Source organism: Nonomuraea sp. NPDC050310, assembly GCF_040655795.1.
In the GTDB taxonomy this organism is placed as follows: Bacteria; Actinomycetota; Actinomycetes; order Streptosporangiales; family Streptosporangiaceae; genus Nonomuraea.
Genome location: NZ_JBFAKP010000002.1, coordinates 316,766 through 342,019, shown reverse-complemented (window position 1 = coordinate 342,019; position 25,254 = coordinate 316,766). Strand labels below are relative to the sequence as shown.

Annotated in this window: 20 protein-coding genes; 14 read left to right on the top strand and 6 right to left on the bottom strand. The window is 73.5% G+C overall.

The genetic code is table 11. The features are described 5' to 3' along the window. A complete protein-coding gene (gene pyrE / locus AB0I67_RS07800) occupies positions 1–543 on the top strand; it encodes an orotate phosphoribosyltransferase (protein ID WP_357919339.1) in 543 nt (180 codons plus the stop codon). 59 nt (positions 544–602) lie between these two features. On the opposite strand, the gene AB0I67_RS07795 is transcribed toward pyrE, so the two are convergent. Next, positions 603–1,142, bottom strand: coding sequence for a DUF4240 domain-containing protein (locus tag AB0I67_RS07795; protein WP_357919336.1), 540 nt, complete (start codon positions 1,140–1,142; stop codon positions 603–605). A 209-nt stretch (positions 1,143–1,351) separates the two neighbouring features. On the opposite strand from AB0I67_RS07795, the gene AB0I67_RS07790 reads away from it, so the two are divergent. From AB0I67_RS07790 to AB0I67_RS07755, 8 genes are read left to right on the top strand one after another with little or no spacing between them, the layout of a single operon-like run. After that, entirely contained in the window at positions 1,352–2,065 is a 714-nt protein-coding gene (locus AB0I67_RS07790) for an SDR family oxidoreductase (protein WP_357919333.1), read from the top strand. 14 nt (positions 2,066–2,079) lie between these two features. Next, complete coding sequence (locus tag AB0I67_RS07785; RefSeq protein WP_357919330.1) at positions 2,080–3,192, top strand: isochorismate synthase; 1,113 nt, start codon at positions 2,080–2,082, stop codon at positions 3,190–3,192. Beyond that, positions 3,179–4,660 (top strand): AMP-binding protein, encoded by a 1,482-nt coding sequence (locus tag AB0I67_RS07780; protein WP_357919327.1) that lies wholly within the window; start codon positions 3,179–3,181, stop codon positions 4,658–4,660. The genes AB0I67_RS07785 and AB0I67_RS07780 overlap by 14 nt, the downstream gene beginning before the upstream one ends. A 5-nt stretch (positions 4,661–4,665) precedes the next feature. Beyond that, the gene (locus tag AB0I67_RS07775; protein WP_357919324.1) at positions 4,666–5,313 is read left to right on the top strand and encodes an isochorismatase family protein; all 648 of its coding nucleotides are present in this window, start codon (positions 4,666–4,668) and stop codon (positions 5,311–5,313) included. After that, the gene (locus tag AB0I67_RS07770; RefSeq protein ID WP_357919321.1) at positions 5,306–5,524 is read left to right on the top strand and encodes a phosphopantetheine-binding protein; all 219 of its coding nucleotides are present in this window, start codon (positions 5,306–5,308) and stop codon (positions 5,522–5,524) included. The genes AB0I67_RS07775 and AB0I67_RS07770 overlap by 8 nt, the downstream gene beginning before the upstream one ends. After that, entirely contained in the window at positions 5,521–12,243 is a 6,723-nt protein-coding gene (locus AB0I67_RS07765; protein WP_357919318.1) for an amino acid adenylation domain-containing protein, read from the top strand. The genes AB0I67_RS07770 and AB0I67_RS07765 overlap by 4 nt, the downstream gene beginning before the upstream one ends. Then, positions 12,240–12,434 carry an MbtH family protein gene (locus AB0I67_RS07760; protein WP_357919315.1) on the top strand — a complete coding sequence of 65 codons (195 nt, stop codon included), beginning with the start codon at positions 12,240–12,242 and terminating at the stop codon, positions 12,432–12,434. The genes AB0I67_RS07765 and AB0I67_RS07760 overlap by 4 nt, the downstream gene beginning before the upstream one ends. After that, the gene (locus AB0I67_RS07755) at positions 12,431–13,597 is read left to right on the top strand and encodes an MFS transporter (RefSeq protein ID WP_357919312.1); all 1,167 of its coding nucleotides are present in this window, start codon (positions 12,431–12,433) and stop codon (positions 13,595–13,597) included. Before AB0I67_RS07760 ends, AB0I67_RS07755 begins: the two co-directional genes overlap by 4 nt. Positions 13,598–13,615: 18 nt before the next feature. On the opposite strand, the gene AB0I67_RS07750 is transcribed toward AB0I67_RS07755, so the two are convergent. Genes AB0I67_RS07750 through AB0I67_RS07740 form a run of 3 tightly spaced genes read right to left on the bottom strand, consistent with a single transcriptional unit; the run spans position 13,616 to position 18,033 of the window. Then, positions 13,616–14,758: an amidohydrolase gene (locus AB0I67_RS07750; RefSeq protein ID WP_357919309.1), complete on the bottom strand. Its 1,143-nt coding sequence runs from the start codon at positions 14,756–14,758 to the stop codon at positions 13,616–13,618. Further along, positions 14,749–15,900: an alpha/beta hydrolase-fold protein gene (locus tag AB0I67_RS07745; RefSeq protein WP_357919306.1), complete on the bottom strand. Its 1,152-nt coding sequence runs from the start codon at positions 15,898–15,900 to the stop codon at positions 14,749–14,751. The genes AB0I67_RS07750 and AB0I67_RS07745 overlap by 10 nt, the downstream gene beginning before the upstream one ends. Beyond that, complete coding sequence (locus tag AB0I67_RS07740) at positions 15,901–18,033, bottom strand: iron chelate uptake ABC transporter family permease subunit (RefSeq protein ID WP_357919303.1); 2,133 nt, start codon at positions 18,031–18,033, stop codon at positions 15,901–15,903. It abuts the gene before it with no gap. A 51-nt stretch (positions 18,034–18,084) separates the two neighbouring features. On the opposite strand from AB0I67_RS07740, the gene AB0I67_RS07735 reads away from it, so the two are divergent. After that, the gene (locus tag AB0I67_RS07735; RefSeq protein ID WP_357919300.1) at positions 18,085–19,050 is read left to right on the top strand and encodes an iron-siderophore ABC transporter substrate-binding protein; all 966 of its coding nucleotides are present in this window, start codon (positions 18,085–18,087) and stop codon (positions 19,048–19,050) included. A gap of 463 nt (positions 19,051–19,513) precedes the next feature. On the opposite strand, the gene AB0I67_RS07730 is transcribed toward AB0I67_RS07735, so the two are convergent. Further along, complete coding sequence (locus tag AB0I67_RS07730; protein ID WP_357919297.1) at positions 19,514–20,224, bottom strand: DedA family protein; 711 nt, start codon at positions 20,222–20,224, stop codon at positions 19,514–19,516. 84 nt (positions 20,225–20,308) lie between these two features. On the opposite strand from AB0I67_RS07730, the gene fbaA reads away from it, so the two are divergent. From fbaA to AB0I67_RS07710, 4 genes are all read left to right on the top strand, one after another. Then, complete coding sequence (gene fbaA / locus AB0I67_RS07725; RefSeq protein ID WP_357919294.1) at positions 20,309–21,328, top strand: class II fructose-bisphosphate aldolase; 1,020 nt, start codon at positions 20,309–20,311, stop codon at positions 21,326–21,328. A gap of 34 nt (positions 21,329–21,362) precedes the next feature. Next, positions 21,363–21,773, top strand: coding sequence for a DUF3151 domain-containing protein (locus AB0I67_RS07720; RefSeq protein WP_357919291.1), 411 nt, complete (start codon positions 21,363–21,365; stop codon positions 21,771–21,773). Positions 21,774–21,850: 77 nt separating this feature from the next. After that, entirely contained in the window at positions 21,851–23,137 is a 1,287-nt protein-coding gene (locus tag AB0I67_RS07715; RefSeq protein ID WP_357919289.1) for an adenylosuccinate synthase, read from the top strand. 50 nt (positions 23,138–23,187) lie between these two features. Then, positions 23,188–24,087, top strand: a complete 900-nt coding sequence (locus tag AB0I67_RS07710; protein WP_357919286.1) for a glycerophosphodiester phosphodiesterase family protein — start codon at positions 23,188–23,190, stop codon at positions 24,085–24,087. Here AB0I67_RS07710 and corA read toward each other — a convergent pair. Further along, positions 24,084–25,121 carry a magnesium/cobalt transporter CorA gene (corA, locus tag AB0I67_RS07705; protein WP_357919283.1) on the bottom strand — a complete coding sequence of 346 codons (1,038 nt, stop codon included), beginning with the start codon at positions 25,119–25,121 and terminating at the stop codon, positions 24,084–24,086. The genes AB0I67_RS07710 and corA overlap by 4 nt on opposite strands. Between the last annotated feature and the right edge of the window lie 133 nt (positions 25,122–25,254).

Below are 25,254 nucleotides of genomic sequence, written 5' to 3'. Positions count from 1 at the left end.
ATGACGACTGATCGTGACACCCTGCTCGCCGAGATCCAGAAGAAGGCCGTCGTGCACGGGCGGGTCGTGCTCTCCTCGGGGCTCGAATCCGACTGGTACCTCGACCTGCGGCGCATCACCCTCGACGGCACCGCCGCCCCGCTGGTCGGCCGGGTGCTCCTGGACCTGACCGCCGATCTCGACTTCGACGCGGTGGGCGGGCTCACACTGGGCGCCGACCCGGTCGCCACCTCCATGTTGCACGCCGCCGCCGCGCAGGGCCGCACGCTGGACGCCTTCGTGGTGCGCAAGGCGGCCAAGGCGCACGGCATGCAGCGGCGGATCGAGGGGCCGGACATCGCCGGCCGGCGGGTGCTGGTCGTGGAGGACACCTCGACCACCGGCGGGTCGCCGCTCACCGCCGTCGAGGCCGTGCGCGAGGCCGGGGCCGAGGTGGTGGCCGTGGTGACCATCGTCGAGCGCGGGGCCGCGGGCCGGATGGCCGAGGAGGGGCTGACCTACCGGTCGGTCTACACGCTGGCCGACTTCGGCCTGTCCGCCTGACCCGCTCGGCCGGCCAGAAGGCGCCGACCCGCGCGACCGGCGCTTACCCGCTCGGCCGGTCAGAAGGCGGGCCAGCCGGCGCGGTTGGAGCACGACTCGCGGCTGATGCCTGAGCCGGTCGCCGGGAAGGACCCGTGCCGCTTGTGGTGGAGGTGGGCGAAGAAGTAGCCCATCTCCTGGCAGTCCGCCTCGAGCACGGCCAGCCGCGGCTCCCTCATCACCGCCTCGTAGTAGTCACGTCCCAGGGAGACGATGAAGCCCCTGGCGTACAGGAAGCCATCGTCGGAGCCGTCGGTCACCTCGTGCACGTCGGCCCGGTCGAGGTCGTACAGCTTGCGTTCCACCACCGCGTCGAGGGCGGTCAGCTCCGCGGCGGTCAGCGGCTCGCTCGCCGCCCGCAGGTTGGCCAGGAACTCCACGTGCACGTCCTCCACCCGGCCCAGCAGCTCGTAGGCGGCGTGGTCCTCGCCCTCGACCGGAGACCGGGCGGCCAGGTCCCGGCGAGCCCGGTTGGCCGCCTCGCCCAGCGGGGCCCAGGCCTCCTCGACCATGGCCCAGAAGCGGTCCTCGTCGGCGGGCTGGAATGCGGCGGCGGTCATCGGGGGGCCTTTCGGGTCGTGCGGGGAGAGACGACGATCAGCTAACCAGTTCCCACCGACAGTTCCGCCACGGGTGGAAAGGCGACCGGCCTGGCGGGAGCGCGGTCGGTGAGCACGCCCTTACTCGATCAGTCTTGACACCTGCCCAAGAAGCGGTCAAATTAGGTAAGCCTTACCTAAATAAGGCTTACCTAAGAAGGGCTGTGCGCATGGATGGGATCGGGGGCTCCGTGGCCCTGGTCACCGGGGCGGGCGGGGGGATCGGGGCGGCGGTGGCGGCTGCGCTGGCGGAGGCCGGGGCGGTCGTGGCCGCCGCCGACCTGGACGGCGTGCCGTACCGGGTGGACGTCCGCGACCCCGGCGAGGTGGAGGAACTGGTCGGCCGGGTGGAGCGCGAGCTGGGGCCGATCGGGGTGCTGGTGAGCGTGGCGGGCGTGCTGGTGCCCGGCCACGCGCACGAGACCGACGACGCCGCGTGGCGGCAGACGTTCGCGGTGAACACCGACGGGGTCTTCCACGTCTGCCGGGCGGTCGCGCGGCGGATGATCCCCAGGCGCTCCGGCTGCATCGTCACGGTCGCCTCGAACGCCGCGTCGGTGCCGCGCGTGGGCATGGCCGCCTACGCCGCCTCCAAGGCCGCGGCCCGCGCCTTCACCCAGTGCCTGGGCCTGGAGCTGGCCGCGCACGGCATCCGCTGCAACGTGGTCTCCCCCGGCTCCACCGACACGCCCATGCTGCGCACCCTGCAGGCGGGCGACCCGGTGGCCGGGGACCTGGGCACCTTCCGCACGGGCATCCCGCTCGGCCGCGTCGCCGACCCCGGGGACGTCGCCGACGCGGTGCTCTTCCTGGCCTCCGCCCGCTCCCGCCACATCACCATGCACGACCTCCTCGTCGACGGCGGCGCAACCCTGCGCGCCTGAGTGATTGGATCTCCATGGAAGTGCTGACCACCGCCGCGGACCCGCTGGCGGGGTACGAACACGCCCGATCGGTGCTGTTCGCCTCGCCCGGGGGCACGCTGCTCACCCGCGGCGCTGCCGCGCGCGTGACCGGTGAGCTCGCCGAGCTCGCCGAGCGCCCGCCGGAGGAGCTCGGCTCCGGCCTGGCCGCCGGGGCGATCGGGTTCGACGGCGCGGCGCACCTGCTGGTCCCGGCGACCGCGACCTGGTCCGGGCCGCTGCGCCCGGCCCCGCCGCCCCCGCCGTCGGCCCGCTGGTGGACCCGGCCGGTGCCGCACCCGTCCGCCTACACCCGGGCGGTACGGCTGGCGCTGGCCGAGCTGGAGGCGGGCGAGCTGACCAAGGTGGTCCTGGCGCGCACCCTCGAACTCCGTTCCGACGAGCCGGTCGAGCCCATCGAGGTGGTCCGGCCCCTGCTCGGCCACGGCTACAGCTTCGCGGTGCCGCTGCCCGGCGGGCGCACGCTGGCCGGGGCCAGCCCGGAGCTGCTGGTCTCGCGCCGGGGCCGCCAGGTGCTGAGCAACCCGCTGGCCGGTTCTGCGGCCCGCAGCGACGACCCGGCGGTCGACTCCGCCCGCGCCGCCGCGCTGCTGGAGTCGGCCAAGGACCTGCACGAGCACCGCCTGGTGGTGGAGGCCGTCGCCGAGCGCCTGGCGCCGTTCTGCACCGAGCTGGAGGTCCCCGGGCGGCCCGGGCTCACCGCGACCAGGACCATGTGGCACCTGTCCACCCCGGTCAGCGGCACGCTGCGCGACCCGGCGCCCAGCTCGCTGGCCCTGGCCGCCGCGCTCCACCCGACCCCGGCGGTCTGCGGCACGCCGCAACCGGCCGCGCGCCGGCTCATCGCCACCCTCGAACCGTTCGACCGCGGCTTCTACGGCGGGCTGGTCGGCTGGTGCGACGCGGCCGGCGACGGCGAGTGGGCGGTGGCCATCCGCTGCGCCGAGATCGGCGAGCACACCGTCCGGCTGTACGCGGGCGCCGGCATCGTCCCCGGCTCGGTCCCCGAGCACGAGCTGGCCGAGACGACCGGCAAGTTCCGCACCATGCTCGGCGCACTCGGAGCGTGGCCCGATGCACTGGACTGACGAGGAGGCCGCCCGCTACCGGGCGCTCGGCTACTGGCGCGGCGTCAGCTTCGGCGCGCTGCTGCGCGAGCTCGCCGGCCGGTACGGCAAGCGCCCCGCCCTGATCGCCGCCGAGCGCTGGAGCTTCGACGACCTGGACGCGCGAGCCGACCGCCTGGCCGCCGGGCTGCACCGCCGAGGCATCGGCCCCGGCGACCGCGTCGTGGTGCAGCTCCCCAACGTGCCGCAGTTCCACCAGGTCTGCTTCGCCCTGTACCGGCTCGGCGCCTGGCCGGTGTTCGCCCTGCCCGCGCACCGCTCGGCCGAGATCTCCTACTTCTGCGAGTTCACCGAGGCCGCCGCCTACATCTGCGCCGAGGAGGCCGACCGGGAACGCGCCCCCGGCACCCCGGCCATCCCGCTGGCTGAGCTGCCCGAGGAGGACCCGGTCGAGCTGCCCGACCGCGACCCGGGCGAGGTGGCCTTCCTGCAGCTGTCCGGCGGCAGCACGGGCCTGCCCAAGCTGATCCCGCGCACGCACGACGACTACATCTACAGCTTCCGCGCCAGCGCCGAGCTCTGCGGGCTGACGCCGGACAGCGTCTACCTGTGCGCCCTCCCGGCGGCGCACAACTTCCCGATGAGCTCGCCCGGCGTGTTCGGCGCGCTCAGCGCGGGAGCCGCCTCGGTGCTGGCGGCCGATCCCAGCCCGGCCACCTGCTTCCCGCTGATCGAGCGCGAGCGGGTGAGCATCGCCGCGCTGGTGCCGCCGCTGGCCCTGCTGTGGTTGCGCGCCGCGGCGAGCACCCCGCACGACCTGTCCAGCCTGGAGGTGCTCCAGGTGGGCGGCGCCAAGTTCAGCGCCGAGGCGGCCCGGCGGGTGCGGCCCGAGCTGGGGTGCACGTTGCAGCAGGTGTTCGGGATGGCCGAAGGGCTGGTCAACTACACCCGGCTCGACGACCCCGACGAGCTCGTCGTCGGCACGCAGGGCCGGCCGCTGTCGCCCGCCGACGAGATCGTGGTCGAGCCGGGCGGGCACCTGCTGACCCGCGGGCCGTACACGATCAAGGCCTACTGGCGGGCCGAGGAGCACAACCGGCAGGCCTTCACCCCGGACGGCTTCTACCGCACCGGCGACCTGGTCCGGCTCACCCCGACCGGACACCTGGTCGTCGAGGGGCGGGCCAAGGACCAGATCAACCGCGGCGGCGAGAAGATCGCCCCCGAGGAGGTGGAGAACCACCTGCTGGCCCACCCCTCGGTGCACGACGCCAGCGTGGTCGGCGTGCCCGATCCCTTCCTGGGCGAGCGCGTGTGCGCGTACGTCATCTGCGAGGGCGCGCCGCCGCCCAGGACCGAGCTGCGCGCCTTCCTGACCGCGCGCGGCATCGCCGCCTTCAAGATCCCCGATCTCTTCGAGTACGTGGACGCCTTCCCGAACACCGCGGTCGGCAAGGTCAGCAAGCTCCATCTGCGTGAGAGGACCTGACGAGCATGGCCATCCCCGCCATCACCCCCTACCCGATGCCGAGCCGTACGCCGGACAACCGGGTCGACTGGCAGCCCAGCGCGAGCCGGGCCGTCCTGCTGGTGCACGACATGCAGAACTACTTCCTGGACGCCTTCACCCCCGGGCACTCCCCGCTGGTGGAGCTCATGTCCAACGTGCTGGCGCTGCGCGAGCGCTGCGGCGACGTGGGCGTGCCGGTCGTCTACTCGGCCCAGCCCGGCGCGCAGAGCCGCGAGCAACGCGGGCTGCTCCAGGACTTCTGGGGGCCCGGCATCGGCGCGCCGGCCCGCGAGTCGGCCATCGTCGCCGAGCTAGCCCCGCGCGAGGGCGACGTGCTGCTCACCAAGTGGCGCTACAGCGCCTACCAGCGCACCGGCCTCGCCGAGCTGATGGCCCGGCTGGGTCGCGACCAGCTCATCATCTGCGGGATCTACGCGCACATCGGCGTGCTCATGACCGCCTGCGAGGCGTTCATGCGCGACGTGCAGTCCTTCGTCGTGGCCGACGCGGTGGCCGACTTCTCCGCCGAGCACCACGACATGGCCCTGACCTACGCCGCCCAGCGCTGCTCGGCCGTGACCACGACCGTGGGCGTCAGCCGGGCGCTCACCCGGGCGGTGGCCGGTGTCTGAGCTGGCCGAGCGACTGCGCGCGCAGGTCGCCGAGATCCTCTACCTCGACCCGGGCGAGCTCGCGCCGGACGACGACCTGATCGCGGCCGGGCTGGACTCGATCCGGCTGATGACGCTGGCCGAGGTCTGGAAGGCCGAGGGCGCCGAGGTGTCCTTCCCCGACCTGGTCGAGCGGCCGACCCTGGCGGCCTGGGCGGAGCTGCTGGCATGAGCACGCCTGCCGTACCGGACGGCTCGCCCAAGGTCAGGCCGCTGACCGGGGCGCAGGCCGGGATCTGGTTCGCCCAGCGGCTGGATCCCGGCAACCCGGTCTACAACGCCGCCGACCGGGTGGACATCCGCGGGCCGTTCGACACCGGGCTGTTCGAGCGGGCGCTGCGGCGGTGCCTGGCCGAGGCCGAGCCGCTGCGGCTGCGCTTCACCGAGACTCCGGCGCAGTACCTGCCCGAATGGGACACCGCCAGCGGCCGGCTCGACCACCTGGACCTGCGCGGGGCCGACGACCCGGAGGCCGCCGCGGAGCGGTGGATGCGGGAGGACCTGAGCACCCCGGTCGACGTCGTCACCGGCACACTGGCGCGGCACGCGCTGCTGCGCCTGGGTGACGAGCACGCCGTGTGGTACCTGCGCGTGCACCACATCCTGATCGACGCCTACGCCCTGTCGATGCTGGTCACCCGGGTCGCGGAGATCTACTCCGCGCTCGCCGAGGGCCTGCCGCCCGGGCCGGGGCCGTTCGGTCCGCTCGAACCCGTGCTGGCCGCCGAGGCCGCCTACGCCGGGTCGGAGGAGCGCGCCCGCGACCGCGCCTACTGGACCGGGCATCTGGCCGACCGCCCAGAACCGCCGGGGATCGCGTTGTCGGCCCGCGACGTGGTCCGCCACCGGGAGCCGCTGCCCGCCACCGGGCACTGGGACGCGCACGCCCGCGAGGCCAGGGGCACCTGGGCCGACGTGCTGGCCGCCGGGGTCGCCTGTTACACCGGGCGCGTCACCGGGACCACCGACGTGCTGCTCGGCCTGCCGCTGATGAACCGCACCGGCTCCGCTCTGCGGGTGCCCTGCCTGACGGTCAACGTGCTCCCGCTCCGCGTGGACGTACGGCCCGGCCGCCCGTTCGCCGCGCTGGTCGCCGAGACCGCGCGGCGCATCGCCGAGGCGCGGCGGCACTCCCGCTACCGCCTGGAGGACCTGCGCGGCGACCTCGGCCTGTCCGGCACCCGGCGGGCGCTGTTCGGGCCGGTGCTGAACATCAAGCCGTTCGCCACGGACGCCAAGTTCGGCGGGGCCACCGGCACCGTCCGCAACCTGGCCGCCGGGCCGGTGGACGACCTCGCGGTCACCCTCCTGGTCGACGGCGACCGGCTGACCCTGGAGCTCGACGGCAACGCCGCGCGTTACTCGCCGGCCGAGGTGGCCGCGCACTGCCGTCGCCTGGCCGGCTTCCTGACCTCGCTGGCCGCCGTCTCCCCCGACACGCCGCTGGGGCGGCTGTCCGTGCTCACCGACACCGACCGAGCCACCCTGCCCGCCCCCGCAGCGCACCCCACTGCCGCGCCGACCGTGATCGCCGCTTTCCAGGAGCAGGTACGGCGCACGCCGGACGAGCCCGCCCTGGTCAGCCGTACCGGCAGCCTGACCTTCGCCGAACTGGCCGAGCAGGCCGAACGCACGGCCCACCGCCTCCGAGCCGCGGGCGCGGTCCCCGGCAGCATCGTGGCGCTGACCGCCCCGAGGTCGGCAGAACTGGTCGCGACGGTCCTGGCGGTGTGGCGGTGCGGCGCGGCCTTCCTGCCCGTGGACCCGGCCTACCCGGAGGAGCGGCGGCGCTTCATGCTCGCCGACGCCCAGCCATGCCTGGCGATCGGCCCGGACTGGCAGGGCGAGGAACCCGGCGCCGACGCCATCCTGCCGGAGGCAGCCCTCGACGACCTCGCCTACGTGATCTACACCTCCGGCTCCACCGGCCGCCCCAAGGGCGTCGCGGCCACCCACCGCGGCCTGGCCGCGCTGCTGGTCAGCCACCGGGAGCGGCTCTTCCCGCCCGGCCGGCGGCTGCGCGTCGCGCACACCGCCTCCTTCTCCTTCGACGCCGCCCTCGACCCGCTGCTGTGGATGATCGGCGGGCACACCCTGCACCTGCTGGAGGAGGAGACCTACCGCGACCCGGACGCGCTCGCCGCCTACGTGCGCGAGCAGGGCGTGGACTACCTGGACCTGACGCCGTCGCACCTCAGGGAGGTGCCCGCGCTGCTGGCCGCGCCCCCGCCGATCACGGTGGTCGGCGGCGAGGCGGTGCCCGAGGGGCTGTGGCGGGAGCTGAGCGGGCGCACCCTCGCGGTCAACCACTACGGGCCGACCGAGGCCGCGGTCGACGCCTACACCTGGACCGGCGACGGCCGCGAGTGGGCCACCGCCGGGACCGGGGCGCACGTGCTCGACGGAGCGTTGCAGCCGTGCCCGCCCGGGGTGACCGGCGAGCTCTACCTGTCCGGTGAGGGGCTGGCGCTGGGCTACCTGAACCGGCCGGAGCTGACCGCCGAGCGTTTCGTGGCCCACGCGGGCGGTGGACGGCTCTACCGGACCGGGGACCTGGCCCGCCGGGGGCTGGACGGCCGGCTGGAGCTGCGCGGGCGGGCCGACGAGCAGGTCAAGCTGCGGGGGCTGCGGATCGAGCCCGGGGAGATCGAGGCCGTGCTGGAGGAGCACCCCGGGGTCGCCGCGGCGGCGGTGGCCGTGCACGGGGAGCGGCTGGTGGGTTACCTCGTGCCGGGCGACGGCTGCGCTGCTGAGCCGACCACGGTGAGAGCCTTCGTGGCCGAGCGGTTGCCGGCCGGGCTGGTTCCGGCGGTGCTCGTGGTGCTTCCCGCGCTCCCGCGCACGCCCAACGGCAAGCTCGACCGCGCCGCCCTCCCACCGCCTTCCACGACGAGCGCCACGGGCGCGACGGCCCGGCCGCCCGCCACCGCCGCCGAGCAGGCGATGGCCGAGCTGTTCGCCGAAGTCCTGGGCCTCGACCAGGCCGGACCGGACGACGGTTTCTTCGACCTCGGCGGCCACTCCCTGCTGGCCGCCCGGCTGGCGGTGCGGATCAGGGAGTCCTTCGGCGTCCGCCTGCCGATCACCGACATCTTCGCCGGGCCCACCCCGGCCCTGCTGGCCGCCCGGCTGCCCAGCGGGCGCGCCCCACGCCCGCCGTTGCGCCCCCGGACCCGGCCTGCGCCGATGCCGCTCTCCTCGGCCCAGGCCAGGCTGTGGTTCCTGCACCGGATGGACCCGAGGGACCCGGCCTACAACATCCCGATCGCGGTCCGGCTCCAGGAAGCGGTCGACCGGGAGGCCCTGCGGGCCGCGGTGGCCGACGTGTGCGAGCGGCACGAGATCCTGCGCACGCGCTTCCCGGAGCGGGACGGCGTGCCGTACCAGGAGATCCGGCCGGTGGGCCGGCCGGCGCTGCCGGTGTGGCAGCCGGACGTGGTCGAGGAGGCGGTGCGGACGATCGCCCGCCGGCCCTTCGACCTGGCCGCCGAGCCGCCGTTCCGCGCCCACCTGCTGCGGCTGGGGCCGCGCGAGCACCTGCTGATGCTGGTGCTGCACCACATCGCGGGCGACGGCTGGTCGGCCCGGCCGCTGGTGCGGGACGTGCTGAGCGCCTACCGGGCCCGGCGCGCCGGTGCGGCGCCGGACTGGCGGCCGCTGCCGGTGCAGTACGCCGACTACACGCTGTGGCAGCAGGAGCTCGGCGAGCCCGGCCTGGAGCACTGGACCCGCACGCTCGCCGGCCTGCCGGACGAGCTGGCCCTGCCCGCCGACCGGCCACGACCGGCGAGCCCGAGCGGGCGCGGCGGCACGGTGCCGGTGGTGGTGCCGGCCGAGGTGTGGACCGGCGTCGAGCACCTGGCCCGCGAGCGCCGGGCCAGCACCTTCATGGTCGTGCACGCCGCGCTCGCCGCGTTGCTCACCCGGCTCGGCGCGGGCGTGGACCTGCCGATCGGCACCCCGGTCGCGGGCCGGCACGACAGCGCGCTGGACGAGGCGGTCGGCTTCTTCGTGAACACGCTGGTGCTCCGCACCGACACCTCGGGCGACCCGGCCTTCGCCGAGTTGCTCGACCGGGTGCGTGCCCTCGACCTGGCCGCCTTCGACCACGCCGACCTGCCGTTCGAGAAGCTGGTGGAGGCGCTGAACCCGGTGCGGGCGCGCAACCGGCACCCGCTGTTCCAGGTCATGCTGGTCCAGCAGGACGCCACCGGCTCCGACGTGCGGGTGGTGCACACCGGGACGGCCAAGTTCGACCTCACGCTCAACCTCGACACGGCCGGGGCGGGCTTCCTGGAGTACAGCGCCGACCTGTTCGACCGGGCCGGCGCCCGCTCGATCGCCGAGCGGTTCGTCCGGTTGCTGGCCGCCGCCGTGGCCGCGCCCGACCGGCCGCTCAGCGACCTCGACGTGCTCGCGCCCGGCGAGCACGAGCAGCTCGTCCACGGGTGGAACGGCGACCTGGTCAGCCCGCCGGAGGCCACCATCACCGACCGGTTCGCCGAGCGGGTCGAGCGCGCCCCGGACGCCCCGGCGGTGGACGGGCTCACCTACCGCGAGCTCGACGTGCGGGCCAACCGGCTGGCGCACGCCCTCATCGCCCGGGGCGCGGGCCCCGACCGGCTGGTCGGGCTGGCCCTGCCCCGCTCGGCCGACCTCGTCGTGGCGATCCTGGCCGTGCTCAAGACCGGCGCGGCCTACCTGCCGCTGGACCCGTCGTACCCGGCCGACCGGCTCGCCTTCATGGTCGAGGACGCCGGACCGGTCTGCGTGGTGGACGAGTCGTGGTTCGACGAGCTCGGCGGCCTGCCCGCCCACGCCCCCGCGCGGACGGCCGAGCCGGAGGACGCGGCCTACGTGATCTACACCTCCGGCTCGACCGGCCGGCCCAAGGGCGTGGTCGTCACCCATCACAACGTGGTCCGGCTGCTGACCTCGACCGACGCGCTGTTCGGCTTCGGTCCCGACGACGTGTGGACGCTCTTCCACTCGGCCGCCTTCGACTTCTCGGTGTGGGAGCTGTGGGGCGCGCTGCTGTACGGCGGGCGGCTGGTCGTGGTCCCCTTCGAGGTCAGCCGCTCCCCCGGCGACTTCCTGGAACTGCTCGCCCGCGAGCGCGTCACCGTGCTGAACCAGACGCCCTCGGCCTGCTACCAGCTCGTCGCCGCCGACGACGGCCGCGACCTGGCGCTGCGGTACGTGATCTTCGGCGGGGAGGCGCTGGAGGCGGGCCGGGTGGCGGGCTGGCGGCCGGACGGGCCCCGGCTGGTCAACATGTACGGCATCACCGAGACCACCGTGCACGTCACCTACCTGGACGGGAGCGACGGCATCGGCCGCGCGCTGCCGGACCTGCGCGTCTACCTGCTCGACGAGCGGCTGCGGCCGGTGCCGCCGGGCGTGACCGGCGAGATCTACGTCGCCGGGGCCGGGCTGGCGCGCGGCTACCTGGGCCGCCCGGGACTGACCGCCGAACGGTTCGTCGCCGACCCCTACGGCCCGCCCGGCACCCGCATGTACCGCTCGGGCGACCTGGCCCGGTGGCGGCGGGACGGCACGCTCGACTACGCCGGCCGCGCCGACCAGCAGGTCAAGATCCGGGGCTTCCGCATCGAGCTCGGCGAGGTCGAGGCGGCCGTCCTGAGCCACCCGGCGGTCGCCCAGGCCGCGGTGACCGTGCGCGAGGACCGGCCCGGTGACCGCCGCCTGGTCGCCTACGTCGTCTGGCAAGCGGCTGTCGTCGGGCAGGCGGCCGGGGTGCGCGAGCACGCCGTCCGCACCCTGCCCGGCCACATGGTGCCCTCGGCCGTGGTGGAACTCCCCGCGCTGCCGCTGACCGTCAACGGCAAGCTCGACGTACGGGCGCTGCCCGCGCCGACGGTGACGGCGGGCGAGGGCAGGCCGCCGTCCGGGCCGCGCGAGGCGACCCTGTGCGAGCTGTTCGCCGAGGTGCTGGGCCTGCCCAGGGTCGGCGTGGACGACGGCTTCTTCGAGCTGGGCGGCCACTCCCTGCTCGCGGTACGGCTGGCCTCGCGGATCGGCCAGACGCTCGGCGCGCAGGTCTCGATCGGCTCGCTGTTCGAGGCGCCCACCCCGGCGGGCCTGGCCCGGCTGCTGGAGGGCGGCGCGCGGCTCGACCCGCTGTCCACGCTGCTCCCGCTGCGCGAGTCCGGCTCGCGTCCGCCGCTGTTCTGCGTGCATCCGGCGGGCGGGCTCGGCTGGTGCTACAGCGGCCTGATCCGGCACCTGCCCGACCGGCCGATCCATGCCCTCCAGGCCCGGCGCGACCCGCTGCCCGGCTCCCTGGAGGAGCTGGCCGCCGACTACGTCGCCCGGGTGCGCGAGGTGCAGCCCCAAGGGCCCTACCACCTGCTGGGCTGGTCGACCGGCGGCATCATCGCGCACGAGATGGCCGCCCAGCTCGGCGACGTGCGGATGCTGGCCGTACTCGACGCCTACCCGGCCGAGGGCATGCGCGGCCTGCCGCCCTCCGACGAGGCCGAGGCGCTGGAGGCCCTGCTCACCATGGGCGGGTTCGCCCCGGACGCCGCCGCCACGCTGCCGGACGCGGTGCGCGTGCTGCGCCGGGCGGGCAGCCCCCTGGCGGGGCTCAGCGAGCGCGTCCTGACCGAGCTGAAGGACCTCTACCTCAACACCAACCGGCTGGTGCGAGCCCTCGACACCAAGGTCTTCCACGGCGACATGCTCTTCTTCCGCGCCACCGTGGACACCCTCGACGAGGGCCTGACCGCCGCCTGCTGGCGCCCGCACGTCACCGGCGTCATCGACGCGCACGACATCGCCTGCAGCCACAAGGACATGACCCGGCCCGAGCCGATCGCCGAGATCGCGGCGATCCTCGCGGCCCGACTGGAGGAACGGCCCCGATGAACCCCTTCGACGACCCGGACGGCGAGTTCCTGGTCCTGGCCAACGCCGAGGACCAGCACTCGCTGTGGCCCGCCTTCGCCGAGGCGCCCGACGGCTGGAGCGTGCGCTTCGGACCGGACTCGCGGCCCGCCTGCCTGGCCTACGTCGCCGCTGCCTGGAGCGACCTGCGGCCGCGAAGCCGGCGGCGGTGAGGCCCGCCGTCCTCGCGGTCTACGTGACGGCGATGTGCATGAACGGGCTGGACGCCACCATCGTCAACCCGGCCCTGTTCCGCATCGCCGCCGACCTGGGCGTCGCCCCGGCGGCGGCCAACCCGGTCGAGTGGGCCTTCCTGGCCAGCGTGGCCGCGGTCATGCCGGTCGCGGGCTGGTTGTGCGACCGGTACGGCGCGGCCCGGGTCTTCCTGGTGTCGCTGGCGGTGTTCACCGCGGGCTCCGGCCTGTGCGCGCTGGCCTGGGACCTGGGCTCGCTGGTCGGCTTCCGCGTCGTGCAGGGCGCCGGCGGCGGCGTGCTGACCCCGGCGGGCCTGGCCATGCTCTTCGCCGCCGTCCCGCCCGAGGAGCGGATGCGGCTGTCGAAGTACGTGGTCGTGCCGACGGCTCTGGCACCGGCTCTGGGGCCGGTGCTGGGCGGCTGGCTGGCCGACGCGTTCTCCTGGCGGTGGGCCTTCCTAGTCAACCTGCCCCTCGGTGCCGCCGCGGTGGTGGCCGGGCTGGTCGTGCTGCCGCTCAGCGGTGGCACGCCGGTGCGCCTGGTCCTGCGCGAGCTCCTGCCGGTGCGGCAGCTCGCGGCCGACCAGGCCTTCCTGCGCGGTACGGCTGCCGCCGCGCTGGCCGCCGCCGGGCTCATGGGCATGTTGTTCGTCTTCCCGCTGATGTACCAGGACCTGCTCGGCGCCTCGGCGACCGAGGCCGGCCTGGTGCTCTTCCCCGAGGCGCTCGGCCTGCTGGCCGCCGGTTTCCTGGTCGAGCGGAGCTGCGCGCGCTGGGGCGAGCGGCGGGTGATCGCCGTCGGGCTGGCCGGTGGGGCGGTGTTGTTCGCGTTGCCCGCGCTGGCCGACCTGGGGCCGTGGCCGTTGCGGCTGCTGATGTTCGCCGTCGGCCTGGTGCTCGGGCAGGCGGTCACCGCCGTGCAGGTCACCTCGTTCGCCGGGGTGGGGCCGGAGCTGATGGGCCGGGCGATGACGCTCTTCCAGTCGGTGCGCATGCTCGGCGGCGGCCTCGGCGTCGGCCTGTGCGCGCTGGCCATCGGCCTCGGCTACCGGGCGGCCCTGCTGGTGTCGGCGGCTCTCGTGGCCGCCGCCCTGACCGCCCGAGCCGGCGCCCACGCCGTCAGCGAGACCCGGCACCCGTAGCGGCGAGGTCGGCGGCGGTCAGCGGGAGTCGGTAGCCGATGCGGCGAGGTCGGCGGCGGTCGAGGCCAGGATGACTGCCGCCGCCAGCATGGCCTCGTCGGCCGCCGGGGTCACCGCGGCCGCGGCGAAGGCGGCCTCGTGCGGCGCGGCGCCGCCCGCGCCGATGTCCAGCATCGGGTGGATCGCGGGCACGGCGTGCGACACGTTGCCCATGTCGGTCATCGCGAACGGCCCACGCTCCACCGGAACCGGCCGCCTGGCCACCGCCGCGTTGGCCGCGTACCAACCGGCCAGCCGCTCGTCGTCGCGGAAGTCGAGATAGTCGGGCTCGGGCCGGGTCAGCCGCACCTCGCACCCGGTGGCCACCGCCGCCCCCTCGAAGCACGCCTGCACCCGGGACCGCAGCTCGCCGAGGTCGGCCGCAGCCCCGGCCCGGATCTCGTAGCTCGCAAGGGCACGGTCGGGGATGACGTTCGGCGCCAGCCCCGCCTCGGCGACCACGCCGTGCGCGTGCCGCCCGGGCGGCAACTGCGCGCGCAACAGGCCGAGCGCCACCTGAGCCACGGTCATCGCGTCGGCGGCGTTGCGCCCCTCCCACGGAGCGAGCGTGGCGTGCGCGGCCCGGCCGGTGTACTCGACGTCCAGGGTCCCGAGGGCGAAGGAGCGGAACCGCACGGTCTCGAAGGGGCCGGGATGCACCATCATCGCCGCGTCCACCCCCTCGAACACGCCGGCCTCCAGCAGCAGCGCCTTGCCGCCGCCGCGTTCCTCCGCCGGGGTGCCGACGACCAGCACGGTCAGGCCCAGCTCGTCGGCGAGCGGGGCGAGGGCGAGCCCGGCCCCGGCCGAGGCGGCGGCGATCACGTTGTGGCCGCAGGCGTGCCCCAGCCCCGGCAGGGCGTCGTACTCCGCGCAGAACGCCACGGTGACCGGGCCCGACCCGGCGCGGGCGACGAACGCGGTGGGCAGGCCGGCGACCCCCGGCTCGACGGCGAAACCGCCGTCGGCCAAGGTCTGGGCGGTCCAGGCGGCGGCCCGGTGCTCCTCGAAGGCGGTCTCGGGGTGGGCGTGGATGCGGTGGCTGAGGCCGGTCAGCTCCTGGGCCGCCTGCCGTACGGTGTGGTAGGCGGCCCGCTTGGCCGCCTCGACGTTCACAGCCATCCCGCGCCCACCGTCTCCAGCCCGCGGGCCAGCCCGCCGAGCCAGCAGGCCGGGTCGTGGCCGCCGGCGAACTCGCTGAAGGCCACCTCGTAGCCCTGCGCGGCCAGCGTCTCGGCGAAGCGGCGGTTCTCGCCGAGCAGCATCCACTCCAGGCGGCCCACCTCCACGTAGAAGCGGACCGTACGGCGGGGCGAGCGGGCGTACTGCCGGGTGAGCCACTCCGGGTCGGCGTCGCTCCACCAGTACGAGCCCGACTGCGACACCACCGCCCCGAACCGCTCGGGGGCCAGGTAGGCGGCGTAGGAGGCGGCCAGCCCGCCGAGGCTCTGCCCGGCGATCACGGTCAACTGCGGGTCCGGCGAGGCGTTCAGTTCCCGCTCGGCCCACGGGAGCACCTCCTCGGCCAGGTGCCGCACGAACGGCTCGTGGCAGGCCAGCTCCCGCAGCCGCGTCGGCCGGTCCACCGCGTCCGGCAGCACCGCCACCACCGGCGGGATCCGGCCTGCGGCGATCAGGTTGTCCAGCGTCGGCCCGATCCGCTCGGCCCACACGTCCCCGTCCAGGAACACCACCACGGGGTACGGCCCGCCACCGTGCCCGGCTGAGGTGGAGGAGGGGGCGGAGGACGGGGTGAAGGCTGGGCCGGGGGCCGGGGTGGTGATCGGACCGTTGGGCGGGGTGTAGGTCCAGAGGCGGCGGCCGGCCACTGTGTGTTCCGTCATCCGGCCACGCGCCACCCCGGGACGGGCCTCCCGGTACGGCTGGGCCGGCGCGCCGGGCAGTTCGAGCAACGACGAGGGCCGCCGCCCCGGTGAGGCCGGGACGAGCACCGGGTTGTCCGGGTCCGGCCCCGCCGTCTCCAGCGCCCGCAACCACGACGCGCGGTCGGTCCCCGGCACCTCGGCGCACGGCAGGATCTGGTAGCTGGCCCGCAGATCCCCGTCCAGCTCGTAGACCGCCTCCAGCACCTCACCACCCGCGGCGGGCCGCATGACGTGCCCACTGATGTCACCGGCATGCCGGTCCCGGTCGGTCAGCGTGTTGATGAGCACCACAGCCAGCTCACCGGCCGCCCCGGGCCGCCAGCGGAAGGTGACCCGGTAACGGCCGGGCGTGCTCGCCGGCTCCACCAGCAAGGACATTCAGGATCTCCGATCGGTGAGAAGGGCCCACAGCAGGAACGGCCCGCCGAGGATGCTGGTGACGACGCCGACCGGGATCTCGATCCCGCCGGCCGCCACCCGCCCGGCGGTGTCGGCCGCCACGACCAGCGCCGCCCCGGCCAGGGCCGAGCCCAGCAGCGGCACCCGCGCCGGCCCGGCGAGCTGGGCGGCGATGACCGGCGCGGCCAGGGCGACGAAGGCGATCGGCCCGCCCACCCCGACCGCGAGCCCGGCCAGCGCGACGGCCAGGCAGAGGAGCCACACCCGGGTGCGGGCGGGACGCGCGCCGAGCGCCGCGCTGACGTCCTCGCCGAAGCGCAGCACCGCCAGCCGCCTGGACAGCAGCACCGCGGCAGGCGTCAGCACGGCCAGCCCGGCGGCCACCGGCAGCGCCACCGCGTAGTCGCGGCCCGCCAGGCTGCCGACGCTCCACGCGTGCACCGCCGTCGCCGCGCTGAGCCCCTGCCAGGCCAGCAGCGCCTGGGTGAGCGAACCGGCGATCGTGCTGAGCGCCAGGCCGGTGACCAGGAAGCGGTAGCCCTGCCGTCCGGTCCCGCCGGCGACCGCGAACACCGCCACCCCGGCCGCCGCCGCGCCGAGCGGGCCGATCCACCAGTGGCCGAAGAGCGTCCCGGTGGGGGCGATCAGGCCGGCGAGCAGGATGGCGATGATCGCGCCCTGGTTGATGCCGAGCAGGTCGGGCGTGGCCAGCCGGTTGCGGGCCAGCGCCTGGGTGAGCGCGCCGGACAGCCCCAGGGCGGCCCCGGCGACCAGACCGGCGACGATGCGCGGCAGCCTGATCTCCTGGACCAGCAGGCGCTGGCCGCTCTCCCCCAGCCCGTACAGCGCGTCGAGCGCCTGTGCGGCCGTCATCGCCGACTGCCCGGCCACGATCGCTCCGAGCGCCAGCCCCGCCGCCAGTAGCGCGAGCCCCACCGCCACCACCGATCCCCGCACCGGCACCAGCACGGACAGACCGCCCAGCCGTACGGGAAGGGTGTCGGCAGGCCGAAGCCCACCCACCCGACCGGTGCCGAGGCCGGCGGCCTGTGGGTGGCCGCCGCTCCTCCCCCTCCACAGTCGCCGCGCGGGCCGGGAGGTGGCGGACAGGTCGGGGGCACCCGCGGCGACCGCGCGAGACCGGGCCACGACGATGAGCACCGGAGCCCCAAGGACCGCCACCAGCAAAGACACCGGCGCCTCGTACGGCTGCGCCACCACCCGGGCGAGGATGTCCGCCCCGAGCAGCACCGCCGCCCCCGTCCCGGCCGCCAGGAGAAGTTGCGCCCCCACCCGCCCCCGGCAGACCCCGCGCGCCACGAAGCCCGCCAGCAGGCCGAGGAACCCGATCGGCCCCGCCATGGCCACCGCCGCCGCCCCGAGCAGGGTCACGGCGACCGTCACCCACCAGCGGGTACGGCCAGGCCGATACCCGAGGGAGACGGCCACGTCGTCACCCAGGGCCAAGGCAGCCAGCGGCCGGGCGGCAAGCCCAGCCATCACCAGCCCCCCGACCACCGCGGGCGCGATGGCCAGCACCCGCTCCATCGGCAGCCCGGACAACGAGCCCAGCACCCAGAACCGGTACCGGTCGAAGGTGAGCGGATCGGCGACCAGCAGCGCGGTAGTCAGCCCGGTCAACGTGGCCGACAACGCCGCCCCGGCCAGCACCAGCTTGAGCGGCGCCAGCCGCGCCCCGAGCAGCAACACCAACGCGGTCGCCGCCAGCGCACCGCCGAGCGCCCAGGCCAGGTACGCCCCGCCGGTCTGCGCCCCGACGAACACGATCCCGGCCACCACCCCGAGCGCCGCACCCGCGTTGACGCCGAGCAGCCCCGGCTCGGCCAGCGGGTTGCGGGTGACCGCCTGCATGAGCAGCCCCGCCACCCCGAGCGCCGCCCCGACCAGCAGTCCGGCGAGCGTCCGGGGCAGGCGCAGCGTGGTGACCACCATTTCCAGGTGATCATCACCTCGCGCCCCGAGCACATAGTCGATCACTTGGCCGGGCGCGACCCGTCCGGCTCCGGCCAGCATCGAGCCCCCGAGCAGCACGATCACGACCCCGAACACCAGGAGGGGCAGCGCTGTCCCAGTGCGGGGTTGCAAAGCCATGGAGTAAGGCTACCCTAAATTAGGAAAGCCTTACCTAACTTTGGAGCTGGCATGACCTCTCTCCCCCGAGTGAGCGGCCTCATCGCCGCCGCACTCGCCCTCCTCACCGTGGTGGCGTGCGGCGCAACCGGCACCACCGCCGCCGGCGCCCCCGCGGCCACCACCCCGGCCGCGGCGACGCGGGAGATCAAGGACGCCACGGGCACCCTCATCAAGGTCCCCGCCGACCCCAAGCGCGTCGTGACGCTGACCCAGGAGGACCTCGACGCCGCCCTCGCCCTGGGCGTCACCCCCGTCGGCATCACCAACGGCCAGGGACTCGACAAGCCCCCGGCCTACCTCGCCGACCGGGTGCAGGGCATCCCGGTCGTCGGCAACCTGCTCCAGCCGGTGATCGACAAGGTCGTCGAGGTCAAGCCCGACCTCATCCTCGCCGGCGACCTCCAGGACCAGCAGGTCATCGACCAACTCCGCAAGATCACCCCCGCCACCGTGCTCACCATGGCGCCCAGCGACGACTGGAAGCTGTCGTTCATGGGCATCGGCAACGCGCTCAACCGGCTCGACGGGGCCAAGAAGGTGCTGGCCGAGTACGACGCCGCGGTCGCTTCGGCCAAGGCCGGGATCAAGCCGGCCGAGGTCAGCATCGTGCGGTGGAACCCGCAGGGGCCCAGCTGGATGGAGAAGCGGCAGTTCGCCGGCTTCGTCGCCACCGACCTTGGGCTTACCCGGCCTGCGGCGCAGAACAAGGACGGCACGGCGCACTCCCTTCCGCTCAGCCTTGAGGCCCTTTCGGACATCGACGGGGAGTGGCTGTTCGTGTCGACCCTTACCGCGGACGGGCAGAAGGCGTTGGACGAGATCCGCGGGACGCCGGCGTTCAAGCAGCTTCGGGCGGTTCGGGCGGGGCAGGTTGTGGCGGTGGACGGGTCGGTCTGGAGCACCCGGGGGGCGCCGTTGGCGGCTCGGGTGGTGTTGGGGGATCTGGTCAAGGCTTTGGGCGGGTCTGGGTCCTGAGGGGCCTCTCTCGCCCTCACCGGACAGGATCACGCCCCGCCGTACGGGCTTCTCACCGCATTGGTTGGGGTGGGTCGCGGCGTTCCCACCGAACAGGAGCACGCCCCGCCGTACGGACTTCTCACCGCACCGGTTTGAGGTAGGGGGCGGCTTCCCCGCCGCCCAGGATCACGCCCCGCCGTACGGACTTCTCACCGCACCGGTTTGAGGTAGGGGGCGGCTTTCCCGCCGCACAGGATCACGCCCCGCCGTACGGACTTCTCGCCGCATTGGTTGAGGGGGCGGTGGGGGGTGGAGGGAAGGGCCGCGTGGCCGCGTGCCCGCCCACGCCCCCGCGCATCTATGCGGCGAGAAGGGGGCGCGGCGGGGTGTGGTCCTGGGCGGCGGGAGGGGAAGGCGGCGACCGAGTCCCCCGTGCGGCGGCGGGGAGGGTGGGCCTGCCCGCCGGGACAAAAAGGAAAGGTCAGGGGGCGTCGGTGGGAAGGCGGTGGTGTTTGCCGACCGGCGGCGGGAGGGCCTTCTTGATCCGCCGCGCCTTGACCGCCTCCACCACGATGGGGATCAACGAGATCGCCACGATGAGAAAAACCCCGGGCAGGATGTAGCGGTCGATCTGCTTGGGGTCGACGCGGTTGCCAAGCCAGTGCCCGAGCAGCAAAAGGCTCTCGGTCCAGACGACGCCGCCGATGACGTTCCACAGGAAGAACCGCCGGGGCTGCATCTCCAGCACCCCCGCGACAGGGTTCATGAAGGTGCGCACGATCGGGACGAAGCGCGCCAGGACGACCGCCCGCGCGGGCCCGAACTTCTCGAAGAACTCCTCCGCCCGAAGCACGTGTTCCCGCTTGAACAGCTTGGAGTCGGGCTTGTCGAACATCTTGCGCCCGAACCGGAACCCGAGGAAGTGTCCGAGTTGCGCGCCGGCGATGGCGCACAAGGGGGTCCCGATGAGCAGGACCGGCAGCGACAGCGGTTCGATCTCGCCGCCCATGCCGGCGGCCACGGAGGCGGAGCTGAAGATTCCGGCCGCCACGAGGAGCGAGTCGCCCGGCAGGAAGAAGCCGAGCAGCAGGCCGGTCTCGGCGAAGATGATCGCCAGAACGCCGACTGTCGCGAAGGCCCCGAGAATGGTGAGCCACCAGGTCGGGTCCAGGAGATTCAAGAGCCAATCCACGCGCTGAGCCTACCCGGCTTGTTCACTACCAAGGAGGGAACAGAGCCGGGATACTAGGCACCGCCATCCCGTATCGACCAGGAGATGATCATGGCTATCGCCACCCCAGAGGTCTACGCCGAGATGCTCGACCGGGCAAAATCCCGCGGATTCGCCTACCCGGCCATCAACGTGACCTCCTCGGAGACGTTGAACGCCGCTTTGCGCGGTTTCGCCGAGGCGGAGAGCGACGGCATCATCCAGGTGTCCACCGGCGGCGCGGAGTTCCTGTCCGGCGCGTCGGTGAAGGACATGGTCTCGGGTGCGCTGGCCCTGGCCGAGTACGCCCGCGTGGTGGCGAAGAAGTACCCGGTGACCGTGGCGCTGCACACCGACCACTGCCCGAAGGACAAGCTCGACGGCTTCATGCGCCCGCTGATCGAGGCGTCGCTGGCCAAGGGCGGCGACCCGATCTTCCAGTCGCACATGTGGGACGGCTCCGCCGTACCGCTGGAGGAGAACCTGGAGATCGCCAAGGAGCTCCTGGAGAAGTGCCGCCGCGCCCGGATCATCATGGAGATGGAGATCGGCGTCGTCGGCGGCGAGGAGGACGGCGTCGCCAACGAGATCAACGAGAAGCTCTACACGACCGCCGAGGACGCGCTGGCCACGGCCGAGGCGGTCGGCATCGGCGAGCAGGGCCGGTACATGCTGGCCGCGACCTTCGGCAACGTGCACGGCGTCTACAAGCCCGGTCACGTGAAGCTGCGCCCGCCGGTGCTCAAGGAGATCCAGGACGTCGTGGGCGCCAAGTACGGCGTCGAGCGCCCGTTCGACCTGGTCTTCCACGGCGGTTCGGGCTCGGCGATGGAGGAGATCCACGAGGCGATCTCCTACGGCGTGGTCAAGATGAACATCGACACCGACACGCAGTACGCCTACACCCGCCCGATCGCCGACCACATGTTCCGCAACTACGACGGCGTGCTGAAGGTGGACGGCGAGGTCGGCAACAAGAAGACCTACGACCCCCGCTCGTACGGCAAGGCCGCCGAGGGCGCGATGGCGGCCCGCGTCGTGCAGGCGTGCACGGATCTGAAGTCGACTGGGACGAAGATCTCGTAGCCACACATACGGCCCGGCGGGTATGACTTGTCTTATGGACAACCTTCTCGCCGGGCCGCCGCCGACCTACCTGCCGGACACGCCCGAGGCCAGGGAGGCGCTCGAATCGGGCGCCAAGGCCGCCGACGTCGCCGCCCGCTTCCCCGCCAACTCGGCGGCCTGGGCGACGCTGGCCGAAGAGTACTTCGCGCAGGGGCACGCGGTGACCTCCTACGCGTTCGCCCGCACGGGCTACCACCGTGGTCTCGACCAGCTCCGCCGCGCGGGCTGGAAGGGTCACGGCCCCATCCCCTGGGACCACGAGCCCAACCGTGGTTTCCTCCGCAGCCTCTACGCCCTCGGTCGCGCCGCCCAGTCCATCGGCGAGAAAGACGAGGCCGAGCGCTGCCTGACCTTCCTGAAGGAAAGCAGTCCGGAGGGGTACGACGCTTTGTCCCGAAGTTGAATTCGGGTAGTCTCTCTTCGCAAGAGCCCCTGTCGCTGTTGCGCCAGGGGTTTTCGTTTGTGTTGGGAGACAAGGCAATGCCGGCTGTTGTGATCGTCGGTGCCCAGTGGGGCGACGAGGGCAAGGGAAAGGTCACCGACCTGCTCGGTGACAGCGTCGAGTACGTGGTGCGCTACCAGGGCGGCAACAACGCCGGCCACACGATCGTCATCGGCGATCAGAAGTACGCGCTCCACCTCGTACCGACCGGCGTGCTCTCGCCGCATGTGGTCCCGGTGATCGGCAACGGCGTGGTCATCGACCCGGGCGTGCTGCTCAAGGAGATCGACGGTCTGGCCGAGCGCGGCGTGTCCGCGGAGAAGCTGCTGATCTCGGCGAACGCGCACCTGATCATGCCGCACCACAAGGCCATCGACAAGGTGACCGAGCGCTACCTCGGCAAGAACAAGATCGGCACCACCGGCCGCGGCATCGGCCCGGCCTACGGCGACAAAATCTACCGGATGGGCATCCGGGTCCAGGACCTGCTCGACCCGGGCATCCTGCAGCAGAAGATCGAGGTCGTGCTCGGCGAGCGCAACCAGGTCCTCACCAAGATCTACAACCGTCGCGGCATCGACGCCGGCCAGGTGCTGGAGGAGTACCTCGGTTACGCCGAGCGCCTCAAGCCGCACATCGCCGACACCTCGCTGGTGCTGAAGCAGGCGCTCGACGCCGGCAAGTTCGTGGTGCTGGAGGGTGGTCAGGGCACGCTGCTCGACATCGACCACGGCACCTACCCGTTCGTCACCTCCTCCTCGCCGACCAGCGGCGGGGCGTGCTCGGGCGCGGGCATCCCGCCGAACCGCCTGACCAAGGTGATCGGCATCCTCAAGGCGTACACCACGCGCGTGGGCTCGGGCCCGTTCCCGACCGAGCTGACCGACGAGATGGGCGACTGGCTGCGCACGACCGGCCACGAGTACGGCGTGACCACCGGCCGCAACCGCCGCACCGGCTGGTTCGACGCGGTCATCGCGCGGTACGCCACCCGCGTCAACGGCGTCACCGACTTCTTCCTCACCAAGCTGGACATCCTGTCCGGCCTGGAGAAGATCCCGGTCTGCGTGGCCTACGACGTCGACGGGGTGCGGCACGAGGAGATCCCGATGACGCAGACCGAGTTCCACCACGCCAAGCCGATCTACGAGGAGTTCCCGGGCTGGCAGGAGGACATCTCCGACGCCAAGAGCTTCGCCGACCTGCCGCCGAACGCCCAGGCGTACGTGCGCAAGTTGGAGGAGCTCAGCGAGGCCCCGATCTCGGCGGTCGGCGTGGGGCCGGGCCGTACCCAGACAATCGAGATCAATTCCCTGGTCGGCTGAGCGGGCGTGCCTGCGCGGGGCCTCCAGGATGAGGGGGTAGGGTCCCCGGTGTGCGTGTAGAGATCCACGGTCATCGGGGAGCCAGGGGCCTGTGGCCCGAGAACACCCTTCCGGGGCTGAGCCGTACCCTCGAACTGGGGGTCCACGCCCTGGAGCTGGACGTCGCACTGAGCGCCGACCGGCGCCTCGTGCTGACGCACGACCTGCACGTGTCCGCGATCACCAGCGCGGACACGCGGCCGGCCCATCCCGGCGACGAGCAGTTCCCGTACGTCGGCAAGGCGATCAACAGCCTCACCCTGGCGCAGCTCCGCACGCTCGACGTGGGCGTACGGCTGCCGCGCCACCCCGACGACCCGTTCGCGCTCACCCAGGCGCCGCTGCCCGACACCCGCATGCCGACGCTCGGCGCGGTCCTCGGCCTGGTCGGCGCCTACGGCGCGGACGGGGTGCGGTTGCACGTGGAGCTGAAGTCGGACCCGACCCGGCCGGAGCTGTGCCCGGACCCGGCGGACTTCACCGAGCTGGTCGTCGAGGAGCTCGACCGGCACGGCCGGCTGGACAACGCGGCGATCCTCAGCTTCGACTGGCGGGTGATCGCGGCGGCGGCCGAGCTCGCGCCGGGCACCCAGCGTTTCGCGCTGATCGAGGAGGACACGCTGCACTGGCACGGCTGCCTGGGCGACGACGTCCCGGCGGCGGCGCGGGCGGCGGGTGCCACGACCATCTCGCCGGAGCACGTGCTGGTCACGCCGGAGTTCATGGCCCAGGCCGCGGACCTGCCGGTGGCGGCCTGGACGGTCAACACGCCCGAGCGGGCGGCGGAGCTGCTCGACCTGGGCGTGGCCGGGATCGTCACCGACTATCCCGACCGGATGCGCGAGTTGTGGCGGGAGCGGGGTCTCCCGCTCCCCACGCCGGTGCGCCCCCTGCGCCCGGTGGCGGTCTAGAGCCAGCCGTTGCGGCGGAAGCCCCGGTAGAGGAGCGTGCAGGCGGTGACCATGACCGCCAGCACCGCCGGATAGCCCCACACGTCCTTCAGGCCGGGCATGTAGTCGAAGTTCATGCCGTAGACGCCGGCGATCATCGTGGGCACCGTCAGCAGCGCGACCCACGAGGAGATCTTGCGCATGTCCTCGTTGGCCATCGTGTTCGAGCGGGCCAGCGCGGCCTGCAGGATCGAGTTGGACAGTTCGTTGGACGACTCGACCTGCTCGCACACCCGCGAGAGGTGGTCGGAGACGTCGCGGAAGTACTCGCGCATCTCGTTGGGGATGACGCGGCGCTGCGGCAGCGCGGCCATGGGCGGCTGCAGCGGCGTTATGGCGCGCTTCATCTCCAGCATCTCGCGCTTGAGCTGGTAGATCCGGTTGATGTCGCGGGAGGAGACGTCCGCGAAGACGGTCGCCTCGACCTCTTCGAGCTCGAGCTGCATGAGGTCGGCGACCTGGAGGTAGCGGTCGACGACGTGGTCGGAGATGGCGTGGAGCACGCCCGCCGGGCCGCGGTTCATCAGCTCGGGGTTGTCCTCCAGCCGCTCGCGCACCTCGGCGAGCGGGCAGTGCGAGCCGTGCCGCACGGTCACCACGAAGTCGGCGCCGAGGAAGACCATGATCTCGCCGGTGGCGATGATGTCGCTGGTCGCGGTCAGCTCGTCGTGGTCGAGGTAGGCGATGGTCTTCAGCACCATGAACAGTGAGTCGCCGTACCGCTCCACTTTCGGCCGCTGGTGCGCTTTGACGGCGTCCTCGACCGACAGCGGGTGCAGTCCGAAGACCTCGGCCAGCCACTCCACCTCGGGCGCGGCCGGCTCGTGCAGGCCGACCCAGACGAACGCCTTGGGGCCGTCCTCGGTCAGGTTGTGCTCGCGGACCAGGCCGAGCGAGGCGGTGATGCCGTCGGCGTAGACGCGCTTGCCGTCGATGTAGGCGCCGTATTCGACGATCGAGTCGACCGGCGGGATGCAGGGCGTGCGCTCAGGCACGACGATCGACCGTGCCCGGGGCACGGGGTGGCGGTTGCTGCGACGGAAGAGGGTGGACGAGCGCATGGCAGTCCCTTTCCGCCCGACCTATTACACGCTCCACGCGTGACGAAAGACGTCATCACCTCACAAC